The sequence below is a fragment of the Thermostichus sp. OS-CIW-29 genome (genome assembly GCF_054058195.1).
Map to the genome: position 1 here is coordinate 132969 of NZ_JBSSAB010000001.1, position 17462 is coordinate 150430.

The following is a 17462-nucleotide window of genomic DNA, read 5'->3' on the forward strand; positions in this document are numbered from 1 at the left end:
CCTCTGGCGGGTCAATTTGCAGATAACTTGTGTGGATGGAAAATCCCGGCTATGGCCAATTTAAGTGACTTTGTACAGGGCATTGAGCAGTTGATCGAGCTGGCTCAGAAGCTGGACGAGAAAAAGCAAAGTGGAGAGCTGCGAACCGAAGTCCGCATCCAGGCCCGTCCTCTGGGCAGTTCTATTCCCCCTTCCGGCTCCATCCCCCGCCGCCGCAGCCCTGCCCAAACGGGGGATCCCCCCTGGAGCAGCGAGCCCCAAGTGATGTCTGCGGTTCGCTTCCAGGAACCGTCCAAGGCCGCTGTGCCCGACCCGCCAGCAACTTCTGCCGACCGCCCAGAGTCTTGGGCTGGGCCACGCCTCAAGGATGTGGGGGGACTGAGGGAACAGCTCCAAGCGCTGCGGGAGATGGTGGAGATCCCCCTCAAGCGGCCCGATCTGCTGGCCAAGCTGGGGTTGGATCCGCCCCGCGGCGTGTTGTTGGTAGGCCCCCCCGGCACCGGCAAAACCCTGACGGCCCGCGCCCTGGCCGAGAGCCTGGGGGTGAACTACATCGCCATTGTCGGCCCGGAGCTGATCGGCAAGTACTACGGCGAGGCGGAGGCGCGCCTGCGGCAACTGTTTGAAAAGGCAGCCAAATCGGCTCCCTGTCTGGTGTTTATTGACGAAATCGATGCCCTAGTGCCCAACCGCGCCACTGTCGAGGGGGAGGTGGAAAAACGCCTGGTGGCCCAGATGCTGGGGCTGATGGACGGGTTTGTGGCCCAAAAGGGGATCGTGGTGCTGGCAGCCACCAACCGGCCCGAGGCTCTGGATCCGGCTCTGCGGCGACCGGGGCGCTTTGATCGGGAGGTGATCTTCAAGGTGCCGGACCGGGAGGGGCGGCGGGAGATCCTGGCCATCCACACCCGCGGCATGCCCTTGGCGGAGGATGTGGATCTGGACAGCCTGGCGGATCAGACGCTGGGCTTTGTGGGGGCAGATCTGCGGGGCCTGTGCCAGGCAGCAGCCTATGCGGCTTTGCGGCGGCAGGTGCCCGATTTGGGATCCCCCATCCCCGAGTCCCTGACGGTAACCGCAGCGGATTTTCAACAGGCTCTGCAACAGGTGAAGCCGGCGGTGCTGCGCTCGGTGGAGATTGAATCCCCGCAGGTGAGCTGGGATCAAATTGGCGGCCTGGAGCACGCCAAGCAGATTTTGCAAGAGGCCATCGAGGGATCCCTGCTGCACCCTGAGTTGTACGAGCAGGCTCAGGCCCAAGCGCCCAAGGGCATCCTCCTCAGCGGCCCCCCTGGCACTGGCAAAACCCTGTTGGCCAAAGCCATCGCTTCCCAGGCCAAGGCTAACTTCATTGCCGTCTCCGGCCCGGAGCTCTTGAGCAAATGGGTGGGATCCTCCGAGCAGGCGGTACGGGAGCTGTTTGCCCGCGCCCGCCAATGCGCCCCCTGTGTCATCTTCATCGACGAGATCGACACCCTCGCCCCGGCGCGGGGAAGCTACTCCGGGGATAGTGGGGTCAGCGACCGCGTTCTGGGGCAGCTGCTGGCAGAGCTGGACGGGATCCGCCCCAGCCAAGGGGTATTGGTGGTGGCCGCCACCAACCGCAAGGCCAGTTTGGATCCCGCCCTCACCCGGGCCGGCAGGTTGGAGCTGCACCTGAGCGTGGAGCTGCCGGATCGCAGCGGGCGACGGGAAATTTTGGCCGTTCACAACCGCAAGCGTCCCCTGGGGCCTGATGTGGACTTACAGGGGTGGGCCGAGCAGACCGAAGGTTGGAGTGGTGCCGACCTGGCCCTGCTCAGCAACCGCGCCGCCATTGCCGCCATCCGCCGCCACCGCGCCACTTCCGAGACGGTGGATGCCAAAACCCTGGTCATCCAACAGGAAGACTTCTGTCGAGCCTTTGCCGAGCTGCAGCAGCAACGCCAAGCCGGCTGATCCCAGCCTGAGGGCTATTCCCATCACGCCAGCGGTTCGGAGCACCTTCAAACTTTCAAAATCAAAAGACTGGGATCCCTTGCCATTCTGGTTGGCTGTGGGCGTGGGCTGACTCACCGCAGGTGCGGGGGGTGGGAAAGATCTTGCCGGGGTTGGCGATGTGCTGGGGGTCGAACACCTGCCGCACCCATTGCATGCTCTCCAGATCCGCAGGCGTAAACATTTCCGGCATGTAGCAGCGTTTGTCTGCCCCGATGCCATGTTCGCCGGAGATGCTGCCCCCCAAGCGCACGCAGAGCTTGAGGATTTCGCCCCCCAGTTTCTCCACCTGCTCCAGGGATCCCGGCACCGACTCGTCGTAGAGGATCAAGGGGTGCAGATTGCCGTCGCCGGCGTGAAACACATTGGCCACCGGATAACCGTACTCACGGCTGAGGCGCTCGATTTCCTTCAAGACAAAGGCTAGCTGGCTGCGGGGGATCACCCCATCCTGAACATAGTAGTTGGGGCTGAGCTTGCCCATGGCGGCAAATGCTGCCTTACGTCCTTTCCACACCCGCGCCCGCTCTTCCGGGTCGGATGCGACTTGCACCTGTCGCGCCCCATTTTTGAAGCACAGCGCCCTCACCTGTTGGCCGGCTTCTTCCACCTCCAGTTCCAGCCCATCCACCTCCACCAACAAAATGGCCGCCGCATCCCGCGGATAGTAGCCCAACTGCACCACATCCTCCACGGCATTGATGCTGAAGTTGTCCATAATCTCCAGGCCGGCGGGGATGATCCCGGCAGCAATGATGTCGGAGACGGTGGATCCCGCCGCTTCCACACTGTCAAAGTCTGCCAGCAAAACCTGCACTTGAGCCGGGGCCTTGAGCAAGCGCAGGGTAATCTCGGTGGCAATGCCCAGGGTGCCCTCGGATCCCACAAACAGCCCCACCCAGTCGTAGCCGGGCATCTCCGGGATCTTGCCTCCCCAGCACACCACCTCCCCATCCGGCAGCACCACCGTCAGGCCGAGAATGTGGTTAGCTGTTACGCCGTACTTGAGGCAGTGGACACCGCCGGAGTTCTCCGCCACATTACCTCCGATGGAGCAAACCGACTGGCTAGAGGGATCCGGCGCATAAAAGTAGCCTTGGGCGGCCACGGCCTGGGTAATCCAGGTGTTAATAACCCCCGGCTGCACCACCATGCAGCGGTTGTCCAGATCGATTTCCAGGATCTGCTTCATCAGGGTGGTGGCAATGACGACGCTATTTTCCACCGGCAGGGCCCCCCCCGATAGCCCGGTACCGGATCCCCGCGCCACGAAGGGCACCTGGTAGCGGCTGCACAGCTTCACCACCTGCGCTACCTCTTCTGTTGTGCGGGGCAGCACCACCAGCGCCGGCCTTTGCCGGTAGCTGACCAGCCCATCGCATTCGTAAACCAGCAGCTCCTCCGGCTTGCTGATCACCCGCTTGGGATCCAAAATCTTTTTGAGCTCAGCCGTCAGCCTAATCCAGTCGAAGGTGAGGCCGGTTTGCAGAGGATGAGAAGAAGTTTTTGCGCTGGCAGTGCGAAGCACTTTCATAACAGTAGGCTCAGCAGGAGTTTGGGAGGGGGATATTGTCACTATAGTCTTGCTGGCTCCAACAGATAGTCCATGCAGCCCAACTCCCCCAGCGCCGAACAAATCCTCAACCAAGTGCGGCAGCTCTACGAGCTCTACCCCTTCCCCCCGCAGCCCGTCGGCACTGTTCCCCCGCCAGGGTGGAATTGGCGCTGGAGTTGGCCCCAGGCCCATGCCTTTTGTACGGGATCCCATCCGGGTCGGCGCAAGGTGCGCATTCTGGATGCGGGCTGTGGCTCGGGAGTGGGAACAGAATACATTGCCCACCAAAACCCCAACGCAGAAATTTGGGCCTTTGATCTGAGCAGCCGCGCCCTGGAGATTGCCGAGGCCCGTTGTCGGGCTTCCCAGGCACCGCCGGTGCAGTTTCGCCAGCTCAACGTCTACGACATCGACCAGCTGCCGGGGCAGTTTGACTTCATCAACTGCGTGGGCGTGCTCCACCACCTGCCCGATCCGCTAGCGGGGCTGCAGGCTTTGGCCGGCAAATTGGCTCCCGGCGGGCTCTTGCACCTGTTTGTGTATGGTGAGCTGGGCCGCCACGAAATCCGCCTCATGCAAAAGGCCATCCGCCTGCTGGTAACGGGTTCTGAACACCAGACCCTTGCCTCGGCGGAGCAATTGCAGAGGGGTCTCCAGGTGGGCCGCCGCCTTTTCGAGATCTTGCCGGAAACCAACCGCATCCAGCAGCAAGAACGGGCCCGCTGGGCCATCGAGAACGTGGACGACGAATGCTTCGCCGATATGTACCTGCACCCCCAGGAAGTGGACTACACCATCGAGACTCTGTTTGAATTAATCCGGGCTTCCGGACTGCAGTTTTTAGGCTTTTCCAACCCGGAGTTTTGGCGGCTGGAGCGGGTGTTGGGCCAGGATGAAGCGCTGTTGGCGCAAGCTGCTCAACTGCCAGAGCCGGAACGCTATCGCTTGATCGAGCTGCTGGATCCGGTGGTGGCCCACTACGAGCTGTTTCTCGGTAAGCCCCCCATCCGCTGCTGGGAATGGACAAGCCCGGAAAGTGTAGCATCAGCCATCGCCCACCTTAGCCCCTGCCTGGGCTTGTGGCCGGGGCGGAGCATTTTCAACTATGCTTACGAAGCCATCTCCCTGAGCGAAGAAGCCTTCGCCTTTCTCCAACAGGTGGACGGGATCCGCACCGTCCAAGAGATCCAGGCTGGCCTAGAGTGCCCCCTGAGCTTTGAGCAACTGCAACGCCTGCTGCGCTGGCAAGTGCTGCTGCTGGAGCCTCAAAACTCAGTCTCCTGAGAGTTTCTCGACCCCTTTCCCTTGCCTCAGCGGGACGAACCTTGGCATTTGCCCTCTTGTTCTTCTATGGCTTATCCTAGAAAGCTGTGACCTTTAGCTCTGGCCCCGCGTATTCTGGGGTTACCATCATGCCCAAAATCAAAACCCGCAAGGCAGCAGCCAAGCGCTTCCGCCTGACCGGCAGCGGCAAGTTTATGCGTCGCAGGGCCGGGCACAACCACTTGCTGGAGCACAAAACCAGCAAGCGCAAACGCAAATTGGCCGGTGTGGCCCTGGTGGACAAGCGGGATGTGGTCAATGTGCGCCTGATGTTGCCCAACACCCACTAGCCGGGATCCCGCTCGCGCCGGCAAGAAGATTTCAGGGGCCGGCATTGGCGACAGCAGTTCCGATCCCGTTAGCAGGACGGAGTGCTTCTACCCTTCAGTTTGAGTTTGTTCAAGTTCCTATTGAGTTACTGCCATGAGAGTCAAACGGGGCAATGTCGCCCGCAAGCGCCGCAAAAAGATCCTCAAGCTGGCCAAAGGCTTTCGGGGAGCTGGTTCAAAGCTGTTCCGCACCGCCAACCAGCAGGTGATGAAGGCTTTGCGCAGCGCCTACCGGGATCGCCGCCGCAAGAAGCGGGATTTTCGTCGCCTATGGATTACCCGCATCAACGCGGCCACCCGTGCCCAGGGCCTGCGTTACCACGAGTTCATCGATGGTCTCAAAAAAGCCAATATCCAGCTCAACCGCAAAATGTTGGCCCGCTTGGCTTTCCTGGATCCAGAGGCCTTTACCCAGGTGGTGGAGGCAGCGCGCCAGTCTCGCGCCTCCTGAGGAGCATGCCTCTAACCCCCAAAACCCTGAACTTTGCTGAATTTACTGAGCTTTAGGCGGTTTGGCAAAAGTCATTGAGAGGGATATAGTAGACCAAGTTTCCCCCTGATCCTTGAGTCCACCGCAACGGTTGCCGGGAAGTGAAGGGGGAAAGCGCTCGGGGGGTATTCCTCAGGGCTTTGCGGGATACCGCCTTCCTGCTCAGAGATAGGCAGGATGCGATCGCTTCTTTCCTGAACCATGTTCAGGAGAGTTCAGCGTGAATGTATCAGGTTCCGACGGCTATCCAGAAGTCCTTCCTGGCAGCCATTCTGGCCCTCGCCTGCCTGGGGAGAGGGATCCCTACTGTGGCTCGTCCTTGGCCGGAGATTGTGGATTCTGGACGGCTGCGCGTTGCCATAAAAGACAACTTGAGGCCGCTGGGGTTTCGCACTCCCCAAGGGGATCTGCAGGGGTTTGAGATCGAGCTGGCTTGTGAGCTGGGATCCCGGCTGTTGGGCTCGGCAGAGGCTGTGGAGTTGGTGCCGGTCTCGAATGTAGAGCGGCTGCAGGTGCTGGCTGACGGCCAGGTGGATTTGGCCATTGCTCAGATCGGCATTACCCCGGATCGGGCGCGCCAGGTGGAGTTCACTTCTGCTTACTATCAGGATGGCCCCAGCTTGGTTGTGGCTCGTTCCCACAACTGGGAAAGCTGGTCGGACTTGCGGGGCGGTCGCGTTGCAGTCTTGCGCGGTTCCAGCGCCATTCCCCTGCTGAATCGATACCTGCCAGGGGTGGAGTTGGTGCCTGTCGATTCCTACCGAGAAGGGGCGGAACTGCTCCTGAAAGGGGCGGTGCAGGGGTGGGCAGCAGATCGCTCGGTGCTGGCAGGGTGGCTAGCAGAGCATCCCCGTCGCGAAAGCGCTGCGGAGCAACAGTTTCAATTTCTGGGATCCCCGTTGGCGGCGGTGGGGCTGGGCATTGCCCTGCCCAAGGGGCTGGAGCATGCTGAATTGCGGCTGCGGGTGCGCCGCGAGCTGGAGAACCTGCGCGCTGAGGGCTGGCTGGCGGAGCGGGCCAGAGCCTGGGGTCTGCCCTAGTGCAAAAAGTGACGGATGCCAGTGCAGACCATGGCGATCCCAGCAGCATTGGCAGCAGCAATGGAATCGGCATCGCGGAGACTGCCTCCCGGCTGGATGATGGCGCGGATCCCTGCTCGGGCAGCCATCTCCACACTGTCGGCAAAGGGGAAAAAGCCATCGCTGGCCAAAACAGCCCCTGCCGCCTGGGATCCCGCCTGCTGGAGGGCGATCTCCACTGCCCCCACCCGATTCATTTGTCCGGCTCCGACGCCGAGCGTCTGCCTCTGCTTGGCGACGACAATGGCGTTGGATTTCACATGTTTGCAGACTATCCAGGCAAATTCCAGATCCGCCCACTCCTCCGGTGTGGGCTGGCGCTGGGTGACCACTTGCCAAGAAGGGGGGCTGTCGGTTTGCGTCGGTTCCTGGTCGCGACAGCGTTGCAGAGCAACAGGTGAATCGGCGTCTTGCACCAGAAAGCCCCCGGCCAGGGTGCGGATTGTTTGGGCAGGCCCCACACACAAGTCCGGCAAGATCAAGACCCGCAAGTTCTTTTTGACTGACAGTAGCTCAGCCGCTTCTGGAGTGCAATCGGGAGCCACCACACACTCCAAAAAAGGCTCCACCAGCCGTCGGGCGGTCTCTGCGTCCAAGGGTTGGTTGAGGGCGACGATGCCCCCAAAGGCCGAAACTGGATCAGCAGCCAGGGCAGCCTCGAGGGCGGCAGCCGGCGATGGGCGAATGGCCACCCCGCAGGGGTTGTTGTGCTTAACCACCACCGCCACCGCTTGTTCAGGTTGCAAGAACTCCCTCCGAGCAGAGCCAGAAGACACAGAGCCCTTCTCGTCAGTGGGCCGCGTCGCATCAGCATTGCGGAGTAACAAGGTTAACTCTGCCGCCAGGGCACGGGCCGCCTCCAGATCCAGCAGGTTGTTGTAGCTCAGCTCCTTCCCCTGCAACTGCTTAGCCCGGTGCCAGCCGGGGGCAGCCGGATCCGTCACATACCAAGTGGCAGCTTGATGGGGATTTTCCCCGTAGCGCAGGCGTTGCCACAGGATCCCTTGCAGTTGAAACCTGTCTTCAGCGGCAGCTGCGGAGGACTGGGAGGGACCTGCTAGCTCCAGGCGAGCCAGGTAGGTGACGATGGCGCGGTCGTAGGCCAGCACCTGCTCAAAGGCCCGACGAGCACACTGGAAGCGAAACGCCAGCCGCTCTGTTTCCCCATAGGCCCCGGAGAGCAGTTGCAAATACTGGGGGTACTGGCTGGGATCCGTCAGCACCGTAACGTAGGGATAATTTTTGGCTGCCGCCCGCGCCAAAGTGGGCCCGCCGATATCGATCTGCTCAAAAGCTTCCTCCAGAGACACTCCTGCCTGGGCCACTGTCTGTTCAAAAGGGTAGAAGTTGACCACCACCAGTTGGATGGGAGGGATCCCCAGCGCCTCTAGGTCTGCCCGGTCTTCGCTGCATTCCAGGCGGGCCAAAATGCCGCCGTGGATGCGGGGGTGCAGCGTCTTCACCCTTCCCCCCAAGATTTCCGGCGCGCCAGTGTGGGCAGAGACAGGGGTGACCGGGATCCCAGCTTCTGAGAGCGCCTTGGCGGTTCCCCCACTGCTGAGCAGTTGAAAGCCATGCTCTTGCACGAGGGACTGGGCCAGCGGGATCAGTCCGGTTTTGTCGGATACACTCAACAAAGCCAACGGTACAGAATCCTGGTCGCGACAGGGTTGCGGAGCAACAAGGGACATCGGACGGCGTTACCCAATAGAGATTCAGAGGAAAAAGCTGGCCAGCGCTCTCACAGCATACCCCGAAAGCTGGACCCTCTTGTCCAGCCACCTGGTTCATATCGTTCGCATCAGCGGTGCGGAGCACAATGGTGTTCAAAAGTGAACAGAGCCCGTTCGCGCTGCTCGGACGGAGTCCTCTCAGGAATAGTCTGCTTCGCCTCTCACCTGATCCTGCCGAGCCTGTTCCCGTTCCCGGTTAAGGCGGGCCACCTGGGCCTCCAGATCTTGAATACGGTGCAGCAACTGCTCGATTGCACGCCCCACCGGGTCAGGCATGAGATGGTGATCTAGGTCAATGCCATGGGCGGGGATGCGGCGCTGATGGGGCGGGATGACCGCACGGCCTGGGATCCCAACCACCGTCATGCCGGGAGCCACATCCTGAATCACGACCGCGTTGGCTCCGATACGAGCTTTTTCCCCAATGCGAACCGGCCCCAGAATCTTGGCCCCCGTGCCAACAATCACCCCGTTTTCCAGGGTGGGATGACGTTTGCCCTTGCTCCAGGAAGTACCCCCCAAGGTGACCCCGTGGTAGAGGGTAACATCATCGCCAATTTCTGCCGTCTCACCGATCACCACCCCACAGCCGTGGTCAATGAAAAAGCGCCGCCCAATCTTGGCTGCCGGGTGGATTTCAATCAATGTGAAAGAACGAGCCAAGAAGCTGAGCAGCCGCGCTAGGAAAAACCAGCGCCGTTTCCACAGCCAGTGGGCGATGCGGTGCAAAAACAGAGCATGCACACCGGGATAAGTGAAGATGACCTCCCAGCGATTGCGTGCTGCCGGATCCCGATCGAAGACACAATCAACATCCTCCCAAAATTGCTGCCAGAACCCCAGTTTTGGCTCCGGCTTGCCAGCAGGGAGAGAATTGCCCTCCCCCGTTTTGGGGCTTTCCACCGCCGACTGCTCGGCCTCCGTCAGCATGAATGGTCTCCGTTTAGGAACCTCCACTCCCCTTTTAGCACTTTTTGCCGGCAGCAAGGAGAGATCTCCAATCGCGCCAAGGGAGCTCCTCGCGCAACTCTCCACTGGGTCGAGCTCAAGCAAATTGCCTTCTGCCCTAGCCTTTACCCAACTGTTGAGCCACCAGTTGTCCAATAGCTTGGGCAGCTCCCGGCTTGCCCCCCAGCCGCTGCAGTTCTGTCTGCATTTGCTGACGGCGCTGGGGATCTTCCAACAGAACTCGCATTTGCTCGGCCACGGCCACCGGGCGCAAATGGCCCCGCAACTCCGGTACCACCTCTCGCCCTGCCCAGATGTTCGGCCAAGCCAAGTGACCTAGCCAACGCAGAGCAATTCTGTTGACGGCGCGGGCCAGCCAAGTGCCCAAGCCTGGAAGGCGGGTCAACAGGCCAAGAATCCCATCCCAGGCGCGCATTGCCTCCAGCTTGTTGGTAGGGATCACCACAACCATCGGCACCCCCAAATAGGCCAGCTCGGCGGTGTTGGCGCCAATGGTGGTCAGACAGAGATCACAGTTGGCCAGCACAGAATAGGCAGGGAAGCTTGTCCACAATTGCACCGTGCTGCCAAAGGGGGTAACAAACTGGGATCCCAGATTGGTCTGCTCCAGAATGGCTGAGGTGCCATAGATCAAAGCCATATCGGGATTGAGCTTGGGATGGGCATAGGCTGCCAACGACTGGGGGGTTTGTCCTGGGGCCACCGGGATCACAAAGCGGACATTCGGCAGCATCTGTCGCAGCTCATCGGCCACAGCCAACACCAATGGCACCCCCAAGGAGAGCTTGGCTGGCTTGGAGCCTGGGAGCAGCCCCACCTGATAGTGGGTGCGGTTCTCATCGCTCAGACGCTGCCAGCCGCGCGGTAGCAATTCTTCAAAGGCCTCCGGCCCGCTTACGCGAAAGGCCTCCGGCCCGCTTACGCGATCGGTGAAGCGGTTCCCCACTCTCTCTGGCGCAGTTCTTACAGGCTCCCCCTCGCCGATGGAGCTGGGAGATGCATCTTGGAGCAGGCCAAAGGCTTGGGTTGGGGAAGAAAAGCCTGCCGTGGGTTTGGAGGCAGCGGCAGGAGATCTGCTGCCAAGCCAGCCGGAAAGGGGCACCCCCGGCAAATAGACAGCGCTGGCTACGCCATCCGCCATCAAATCCCCGACAACGTGCATTTTGTGGGCCCAAGGGTGGCCCAGCAGCCGTCCGCCATCGTAGCGGCGTTTGATTGCCTCGGTTCGCACGGCGAAAGCATGTACCCAAGGCCGCCAACGGGGTTGATGCTCAGCATAGACCACCAGCCGATAGCGCAAGCGGCGAGCAATCCAGACGGCAAAAAACTGATCTCCCCCCAGGAACAGCACCACCCCTCGCTTGGCCCAATCCCAGGCTTCTTCGGTTTGGCCGGTAAGCAAAAAAGCCAGAAAAAAATCGGGATCCTGCACCCGATCCACATCGATGAACGCTTGGGCTATCTTCATCTCCTGCCTGGAAGCATGGGGGCAGGGGGACAGCACCAGGGAGAGGCGTGCCTGAGGCAGTTGCTGGCGCAATTCCATCACCACCGGACGCACCCAGGTGGTCAGCTCTCCAGGGCCGTTTGAGAGAATAAGAATGTCATAGGGAGGCTCACCGCTGCTCAGTGGGGCCATCGGAGGCTGGGATCCTGCAATTAATCGTCTCATTCTACCGTTTGCCCATGGCCCTGGGCCGATTCCTGCCAGTCCGGAGATTTGTCGGGATCCCTTCCCAAAGAGGCAGCTCTGACGTAGGTCGAGGGGCAAGGCGCCCCTGTTGGAAGAGACCTCTGGCCCTGCCAAGGGATCCCTCAGGCCAGCAGGGATCCGCCGATCATCCCCGCCAGCAGAATAAATCCTTGCACCACGTTTTGGCCGAAGATGGCCGGGTACAGGGTGGGAGGAGGATTCCTTCGGTGAAGCTGCCAGGTTTGCCGGCCCCAGAGGACAGTAACGATGGCCAAGCTGACAAAATAAACTCCATGCAACCGTAGGCTGAGGCCTACCCCCAACAGCGCGATGGCAGTGCCCAAAAAAAACAGCCCCACCGCCGTCGGCGTCCGCTGCCCGAAAAAACGGGCGCTGGAATGGATCCCGGCCCGCTCATCATCTTCTCGATCCGAAAGGGCATAGACGGTATCAAATCCCAGGGTCCACAACACCGTGGCCAGCCACAACCAGCCCAGCCCCTCCTCCCACAGGGGGGTGTTGGCATCTTGGCCGCTCACCGCCGTCCAACTGATGAGCACGGCAAATCCCCACGCCAGAGCCAGCACCAACTGCGGCACCGGAAACACCCGCTTGGCCCCTGGATAGAGCAGGATCACCGGCACCGCCGCCACACAGAGGGCAAAGCTAACCGGGTTGAGAAACAGCGCCAGCCCTGCCGCACAGGCCAAACTCACCACCGCCATCAGGATCCCGACGCCAACGGTCAACTCCCGACTGGCCAACGGGCGATGGCGGGTGCGCTCCACCAGCGGATCCAAATCTCGATCCCAAAGATCGTTGATGACACAGCCTGCCCCACTGGCAGCCAGGCTGCCCAAAATGATGATCCCGACCAACGGCCAAGGGGGTGTTCCCCGTCCGGCCAAAAAAGCTCCCCACAGAGCCGGGATCATCAAAATCAGTCGCCCTGCCGGCTTGTGCCAGCGCAACAGCCGCAGAATGGCTCCGCCAGTGGCCCAGAGTGCAGGAGGGGAAGCAGACATAACCGGTTTCCGGCCAATCGCGACAGCGGGACGGAGTCCTTAAAGCGTGAGTTGCCGTTCGCGGGAGGGGTGCAGAGCACCATGAGGCGTGGGTAGGGGCGGCTCCACATTAGAGATCTTAAATCAATCATCCTGAATTGCAGGTTTTTGGAATCCTTTCGGTTCCATTCGCCGTCTCAAGACCTTGGGCAATCAGTCCGCCCCTGTTCTCTTTATTGGCCTGCCCTGGAAGTTTGATATCCTATCGGGGGGCTGCTGTTGACGGTGGCGGCACTTGCCCTTCTCACCCTGTGAGGCTGTTATCGCTACGTGACGCTTCCGCGTTCGTGACGGCGGTGCGGAGCACTTGCGTGCAGGCGCAACGGAGTTCTGTATGGAAGCAACCCTCTCCATGACCGGTCCACTTCCTCAAGCCAAGGAAGCTGCTCCCCATCTGGAGACCCTGCTGGTGGTGGAGGACGAGGATGCCATTCGGGAAACGGTTGCCCTGGCTTTAGAAGAACAGGGATATCAAGTTTTACAGGCCGCCGATGGTCGGCAAGCCCTTGAGATGGTGCATACGGTTGAGCGGCTGGATTTGATGATCTTGGATTTGATGTTGCCCAGCTTGAACGGTCTGGATCTGTGCAGGCTGCTGCGCAGGGAGGGCAACACGATTCCCATCCTGATGTTGACGGCCAAAAGTAGCGAAACCGACCGGGTGGTGGGCTTGGAACTGGGGGCCGACGATTATCTGACCAAGCCCTTCGGCATGCGGGAGCTGATCGCCCGCTGTCGCTCGGTGTTGCGCCGGCAACAACTGGCCCAAGCCAGCGATGCCACGGTGCTCCGTTACGGGGATCTGTGTATGTTTACCCAGGAGTGCCGCGTGTTGGTGCGGGGCGTTGAGGTGAGTTTTTCCCCCAAGGAATTTCGCCTGTTGGAGCTGTTTATGTCCAATCCCCGCCGCGTTTGGACGCGGGAACAGCTTCTGGAGCGCATCTGGGGATCCGACTTCATGGGCGACAGCAAGACCGTCGATGTACATATCCGCTGGCTGCGGGAAAAATTGGAGCTGGATCCCAGCAACCCAGAGTATTTGGTGACGGTGCGCGGCTTCGGCTATCGCTTCGGCTAGTCTTTTTGCTGGCCACGCCACCGGCGGGCAAAAGAGAGCGCCTCGGCACGAGTTTGAATCTGCCCCCAAGCCTGCGCCTCCTGGAGGTCTTGCAGCAACTGGCCTACCCAGGGGCCGGGTTTGGCCCCCAAGCTGTGCAGCAGATCGCGGCCATCCAGCAGGGGCACCAGATGGGCCAGGGGATCCTGGGGGTCTTCGTAGCGTTTGAGCCAAGACTCCAGCTTTTGAGGGTCGCCGCCCGTAGCCACCGCCAACAGCGCCAGGCCACCGAACAGGGATCCCGCCTGTTGATAAAGCCGCCACTGTTGCGCAGGGGTGGGGGAGTCCGTCAGGAGAAGCTGAAGCTGAGGCAGAAGATGGTGTAGCTTTTGGATGGCCCGCATTTCCGCTCGGCTGAAGCGCAGCCGCTCCAGCTCGGTTTCCACCCTTTCTGCCGTTCGCGTCAGCAAGACAGAGTCCTCAGTTCCCGCTGGATCCCACAACAAGGCCGCCAGCACCACTGCCAACAGCCTGCCGCGCCCTTCGCGTGAGGATGTCAAGGGCTGGGCCAGCTCTGCCAGCGTGCGGGGATAGAGCGGTCGCCAGCGCCCGGCCCACTCCCACACGGCCTGAGCTTGAGGGAAGCCCGGACTTTCCGGCTTCAGGTGGGGCAGCCAAGCCTGCAGCAACCCCGCCGCCACCGCCGCCTGTAGGTGAGCCAGCCCTGGGATCCCTGCCTCCAACAGGGCCACTATCTCTGCCCGCACCCGTTCTGCCGCCACATTCGCCAAAAGGGGAGCCCGCTCCCGGATCGCCTCTTGCGTAGCTGGATCCAGCCCAAACCCCAGCTGAGCCGCCTGTCGATAACCCCGCAACAGCCGCACCGGATCAGCACTGAGGTTGTCGGGGTGTACCATGCGCATCCGGCTCTGGCGAATATCGGCTTGTCCGCCTGTGGGATCCAGCAGTTGCTCCCTTTGCAGATCCAAGGCCAGGGCATTGCAGGTGAAGTCCCGCTGCCTCAGATCCTCCTCAGGGGTGGATCCCGCCTGCAGCCCCACGTCCACGGTCAACTTTGCCAACACAATGCGGGCAATCTGCCGTTCGGGATCCAACACCACAAAGCCCGCCCCCAACCGCCGTGCCACTGCCGCTGCCCAGCCCACGGGATCCACAGCGCACATCAGGTCCAAATCCACCGACGCTGAGGACTCCATCCCACCGTCGCGAGCGGGATCCCCAGCAGCACGGCCCTGCAGCCAAGCCAGGTAAGCATCCCGCAGGGATCCCCCTACCCAATAGCTTTTCTGCGGCAGCCACTCTTGGGGGAAAGGCAGCCGTTGGTAAAAATAGGTCAGCAGCCACTTCGTCAGCAAGGCTTCGCTCGGGCTTAGGGTCATTCCCAGTCAAAACTCCATGAAGATGAGACACCTGGGGTGGTAGGAGAACGCTTCTGGGGGTATGAAGTCAGCGTCCTCGTCTGGTCGCGTCAGCGTTGCAGAGCAACAATGAGCAGAGCAACAATGAAATGCCTGGCGTTCTTCCCTACCGCTCCAGCAGCGAGCTGCCCACAGCAGCAGGGACAAAGGCAGGAGCTGCCAAGCCCGGAGTGAGCAGATGAGGCCGCACCAGCGCCGCCAAGCCGGCAATGAACAGAGGGTCGGCATTCAAGGCGGGCACACGGCGAAAATCGGCAATCCCAGCTCGATGGGCCAGCTCCCGATACTCGATGTCGATCTCCTGCAGGGTCTCGATGTGCTCCGACACAAAGCTAATCGGCACCACCAGCAACTGCTTCACACCTCGGGATCCCAACTCCAGGATGACCCGTTCGGTATAGGGTTGCAGCCACCGCACCGAACCCACCCGGCTTTGATAGGAGAGGGTGTGGTCATTGGGGCGTCCCACCTGCTTCCAGATCAGCCGCACGCAGGCTTCCATTTCCCGTTGGTAGGGATCCCCGGCCTCGGTGACATAGCTTTCGGGAATGCCGTGGGCGCTGAACAGCACATGCACCCCTTCGGGCTCGGCAAATCCATCCAACTGTTCCCGAATTGCTCTGGCCATCGCCTGCACGTACTGAGGCTGATCGTACCAGGAGCAGATCTGGCGGCGCTCGATGCATGCCAGCTCCGGATCTTCAGCCCAGAGCCGATCCAGCAGCTTAAAGCTGGATCCCGTCGTGCTGATGGAATACTGCGGGTAGAGCGGCAGCACCACCAAGCGGGTGATCCCATCCGACTTGATCTGCTGCACCACCGACTCGATCAACGGATGCCAGTAGCGCATGGCAACATACACCGGCACGTCATAGCCCTCAGCCACCAGGTGGGCCTGCAGTTCTCGCGCTTGCTCAGCAGTAATGCGCCGCAAGGGGGATCCCCCCCCAATGGCCGCGTAGTTGCGGCGGGATTTTTCGGCCCGCAGTGTGGAGATGGCCCAGGCGAAGGCCCGCTGCAAGAAGGGAAACGGCAGCCGGATCAGCTCGGGATCGGCAAACAGATTGTAAAGAAAGGGCTGCACATCGGCCTGGGTCTCTGGCCCCCCCAAGTTCAGTAGGAGCACGCCGCTTTTGGACATAACAAGGCTCATCGCGTTGGCGGTGCGGAGCACCATGTTCTTCTTTATCCACTATCCCACAGCGGGAAAGTGACCTTAAGTTTTTTTGCAGTCTTTCTCAGCTTTCCCCTCACCCCAGGAGAAACCACCCGATCGCAATCTCACCCAAACCCACAAGTCCGATCTGGGGACTCCGTCCCGCTGTCGCGAACAAAGTCCAAAAAGGGATCCCCGCCCACTGCAGGGATCCCCAGCCTTAAAACTCCACTGTCGTGCAGAGCAGCAGAGCGGTGTTAAAACTCTCGACCTCGGTAAACCCGCTGCAGGGCCGGAGTGACGGGGTAGCGATCAATATCGGCCAGGCTCAACTTCAAGCGCAGCGTATTGAGGAGTTTCCAGTAGGGGGGCACAAAAGCCTTTTCAGGGATGGGTTGGACGGCAGGAGAGGGATCCCCAGAGCGGGCAACCGTCTCCATGGGGCAGCCGCGGTAGCGGAGCGGACGGGATCCGAGGTGAGCTGAGCGCAGATCTCGGCTGGGATCCACCGTCAAGCCGCGAAACTGGATTGCCCCCGGACGAGAGGCTTCCCGATAGCGCAGATAGCCTGCCCACACCTGGGCAATCCACTCCGGCAAAGCTTCGGGCCGAATGTGATAGCGCTCCGGCAACAGACGGTCGTTGAGAAAACCAATGAGCCCAGACCAAACTTGCCAGAGGAAAGCTCCGACAACGCCAGCAGCGGGAGACAATGAAATCTTCATGGTGGAAGCTGAAAAATGTAGAGAACCTGAAAAACCGGTGATGCAGCCAGAATTTGCCGTTGATTATATCAGCCTGGATTCATCGGAGCGCTCACTCTGAACGTTTTGGCCTCGAGTTTTTCTGCTCACTGGAAAGCAGAAGCCAGCTTGCGGCCAAGCGCGTTGAGCCACCCAAATCCATCGACTACAATAAGCCCAAGGCTTGGGTGTTGCTTTCTCTCTCTGAATCTTTAGCTGGTGAGGATCCTGGAAGCGCACCGACAAGCAAACTTCACTTCAATGACCACTGCACCTAATAGGGATCGACGGATTATGACCTGGCGCGGCGACATCACTCCCATCAATCGGCTGTGGGGATCCCTTCCCTACCTTCTGCCTTTGGTATCGGCTCTGCCCTTGGGCTTTTTGCCCTCTGGGCTGTTTCAATCTTTGCCAGGGCTGATCCCCATTTTTGCGCCCCTATTTCGTCTGGTGCCCCTGGCCACGGGCTGGCTGGGAATGGGGGTGTTTTTGGCTCTGCTGTTCCTGGTGATCCGCAACACCCGCGTAGCCCATTTTGTTCGCTTCAACACCATCCAGGCGCTGTTGCTCAACATTGCCTTGTTCTTGGTGCAGGTGCTGATGCAGGTGTTCGGCATGCTCTTTGGCAGCCTTGGCCTGGCAGCGATGGTCAGCATTTTGGCCACCACGGCTCTCTTGGGGGTGATTGCCATCACCGTCTACGCCTGGGTGCAAAACATTCGCGGCCACTACGCCGAGGTGCCGGTGCTCTCCGATGCCGCCTATGCCTGGATTCGCTACTAGTTGTCAAGTCCCTGCGGGTCTGGTTGCCGATTTGCCGACCTCATCGGAGCCTAAGCCAACTCTTCAGCT

15 protein-coding genes are annotated in these 17462 nt (G+C 60.8%); 7 read left to right on the plus strand and 8 right to left on the minus strand.

The genetic code is table 11. The features are described from left to right. Window positions 1-51 precede the first annotated feature (51 nt). Window positions 52-1938, plus strand: a complete 1887-nt coding sequence (locus ACVWZJ_RS00615; protein ID WP_011434384.1) for an AAA family ATPase — start codon at window positions 52-54, stop codon at window positions 1936-1938. Window positions 1939-1999: 61 nt separating this feature from the next. On the opposite strand, the gene glcD is transcribed toward ACVWZJ_RS00615, so the two are convergent. Further along, complete coding sequence (gene glcD, locus ACVWZJ_RS00620) at window positions 2000-3511, minus strand: glycolate oxidase subunit GlcD (RefSeq protein WP_457393925.1); 1512 nt, start codon at window positions 3509-3511, stop codon at window positions 2000-2002. A gap of 72 nt (window positions 3512-3583) precedes the next feature. On the opposite strand from glcD, the gene ACVWZJ_RS00625 reads away from it, so the two are divergent. The 4 genes from ACVWZJ_RS00625 (at window position 3584) to ACVWZJ_RS00640 (ending at window position 6714) form a co-directional block, all read left to right on the plus strand. After that, window positions 3584-4816, plus strand: a complete 1233-nt coding sequence (locus ACVWZJ_RS00625; protein ID WP_457393927.1) for a class I SAM-dependent methyltransferase — start codon at window positions 3584-3586, stop codon at window positions 4814-4816. Between the two features lie 128 nt (window positions 4817-4944). After that, window positions 4945-5145, plus strand: coding sequence for a 50S ribosomal protein L35 (gene rpmI / locus ACVWZJ_RS00630; RefSeq protein ID WP_011434387.1), 201 nt, complete (start codon window positions 4945-4947; stop codon window positions 5143-5145). 133 nt (window positions 5146-5278) lie between these two features. Next, complete coding sequence (gene rplT / locus ACVWZJ_RS00635) at window positions 5279-5635, plus strand: 50S ribosomal protein L20 (protein WP_011434388.1); 357 nt, start codon at window positions 5279-5281, stop codon at window positions 5633-5635. 263 nt (window positions 5636-5898) lie between these two features. Further along, on the plus strand, window positions 5899-6714 hold the full coding sequence (locus ACVWZJ_RS00640) for a transporter substrate-binding domain-containing protein (RefSeq protein ID WP_457393930.1): 816 nt from the start codon (window positions 5899-5901) through the stop codon (window positions 6712-6714). Here the strand turns inward: ACVWZJ_RS00640 and purH are convergent. From purH to ACVWZJ_RS00660, 4 genes are all read right to left on the minus strand, one after another. Beyond that, a complete protein-coding gene (purH, locus tag ACVWZJ_RS00645) occupies window positions 6711-8444 on the minus strand; it encodes a bifunctional phosphoribosylaminoimidazolecarboxamide formyltransferase/IMP cyclohydrolase (RefSeq protein ID WP_457393933.1) in 1734 nt (577 codons plus the stop codon). The two genes, ACVWZJ_RS00640 and purH, sit on opposite strands and share 4 nt — an antisense overlap. Window positions 8445-8624: 180 nt before the next feature. Continuing rightward, window positions 8625-9416, minus strand: coding sequence for a serine O-acetyltransferase (gene cysE / locus ACVWZJ_RS00650; protein WP_457393936.1), 792 nt, complete (start codon window positions 9414-9416; stop codon window positions 8625-8627). A gap of 136 nt (window positions 9417-9552) precedes the next feature. After that, entirely contained in the window at window positions 9553-11094 is a 1542-nt protein-coding gene (locus tag ACVWZJ_RS00655; RefSeq protein WP_457393939.1) for a hypothetical protein, read from the minus strand. 176 nt (window positions 11095-11270) lie between these two features. Continuing rightward, a complete protein-coding gene (locus ACVWZJ_RS00660) occupies window positions 11271-12173 on the minus strand; it encodes a 4-hydroxybenzoate solanesyltransferase (protein WP_457393942.1) in 903 nt (300 codons plus the stop codon). A 373-nt stretch (window positions 12174-12546) separates the two neighbouring features. On the opposite strand from ACVWZJ_RS00660, the gene ACVWZJ_RS00665 reads away from it, so the two are divergent. Continuing rightward, window positions 12547-13290 (plus strand): response regulator, encoded by a 744-nt coding sequence (locus tag ACVWZJ_RS00665; protein WP_457393945.1) that lies wholly within the window; start codon window positions 12547-12549, stop codon window positions 13288-13290. Here ACVWZJ_RS00665 and ACVWZJ_RS00670 read toward each other — a convergent pair. The 3 genes from ACVWZJ_RS00670 to ACVWZJ_RS00680 form a co-directional block, all read right to left on the minus strand. After that, window positions 13287-14669, minus strand: a complete 1383-nt coding sequence (locus ACVWZJ_RS00670; protein ID WP_011434395.1) for a tRNA nucleotidyltransferase/poly(A) polymerase family protein — start codon at window positions 14667-14669, stop codon at window positions 13287-13289. The genes ACVWZJ_RS00665 and ACVWZJ_RS00670 overlap by 4 nt on opposite strands. 145 nt (window positions 14670-14814) lie before the next feature. After that, the gene (gene hemH / locus ACVWZJ_RS00675) at window positions 14815-15849 is read right to left on the minus strand and encodes a ferrochelatase (RefSeq protein ID WP_011434396.1); all 1035 of its coding nucleotides are present in this window, start codon (window positions 15847-15849) and stop codon (window positions 14815-14817) included. Window positions 15850-16121: 272 nt separating this feature from the next. Then, window positions 16122-16589: a hypothetical protein gene (locus ACVWZJ_RS00680; RefSeq protein WP_011434397.1), complete on the minus strand. Its 468-nt coding sequence runs from the start codon at window positions 16587-16589 to the stop codon at window positions 16122-16124. Between the two features lie 312 nt (window positions 16590-16901). On the opposite strand from ACVWZJ_RS00680, the gene ACVWZJ_RS00685 reads away from it, so the two are divergent. Next, window positions 16902-17393 carry a Tic20 family protein gene (locus ACVWZJ_RS00685; RefSeq protein WP_011434398.1) on the plus strand — a complete coding sequence of 164 codons (492 nt, stop codon included), beginning with the start codon at window positions 16902-16904 and terminating at the stop codon, window positions 17391-17393. The last annotated feature ends 69 nt before the right edge of the window (window positions 17394-17462 follow it).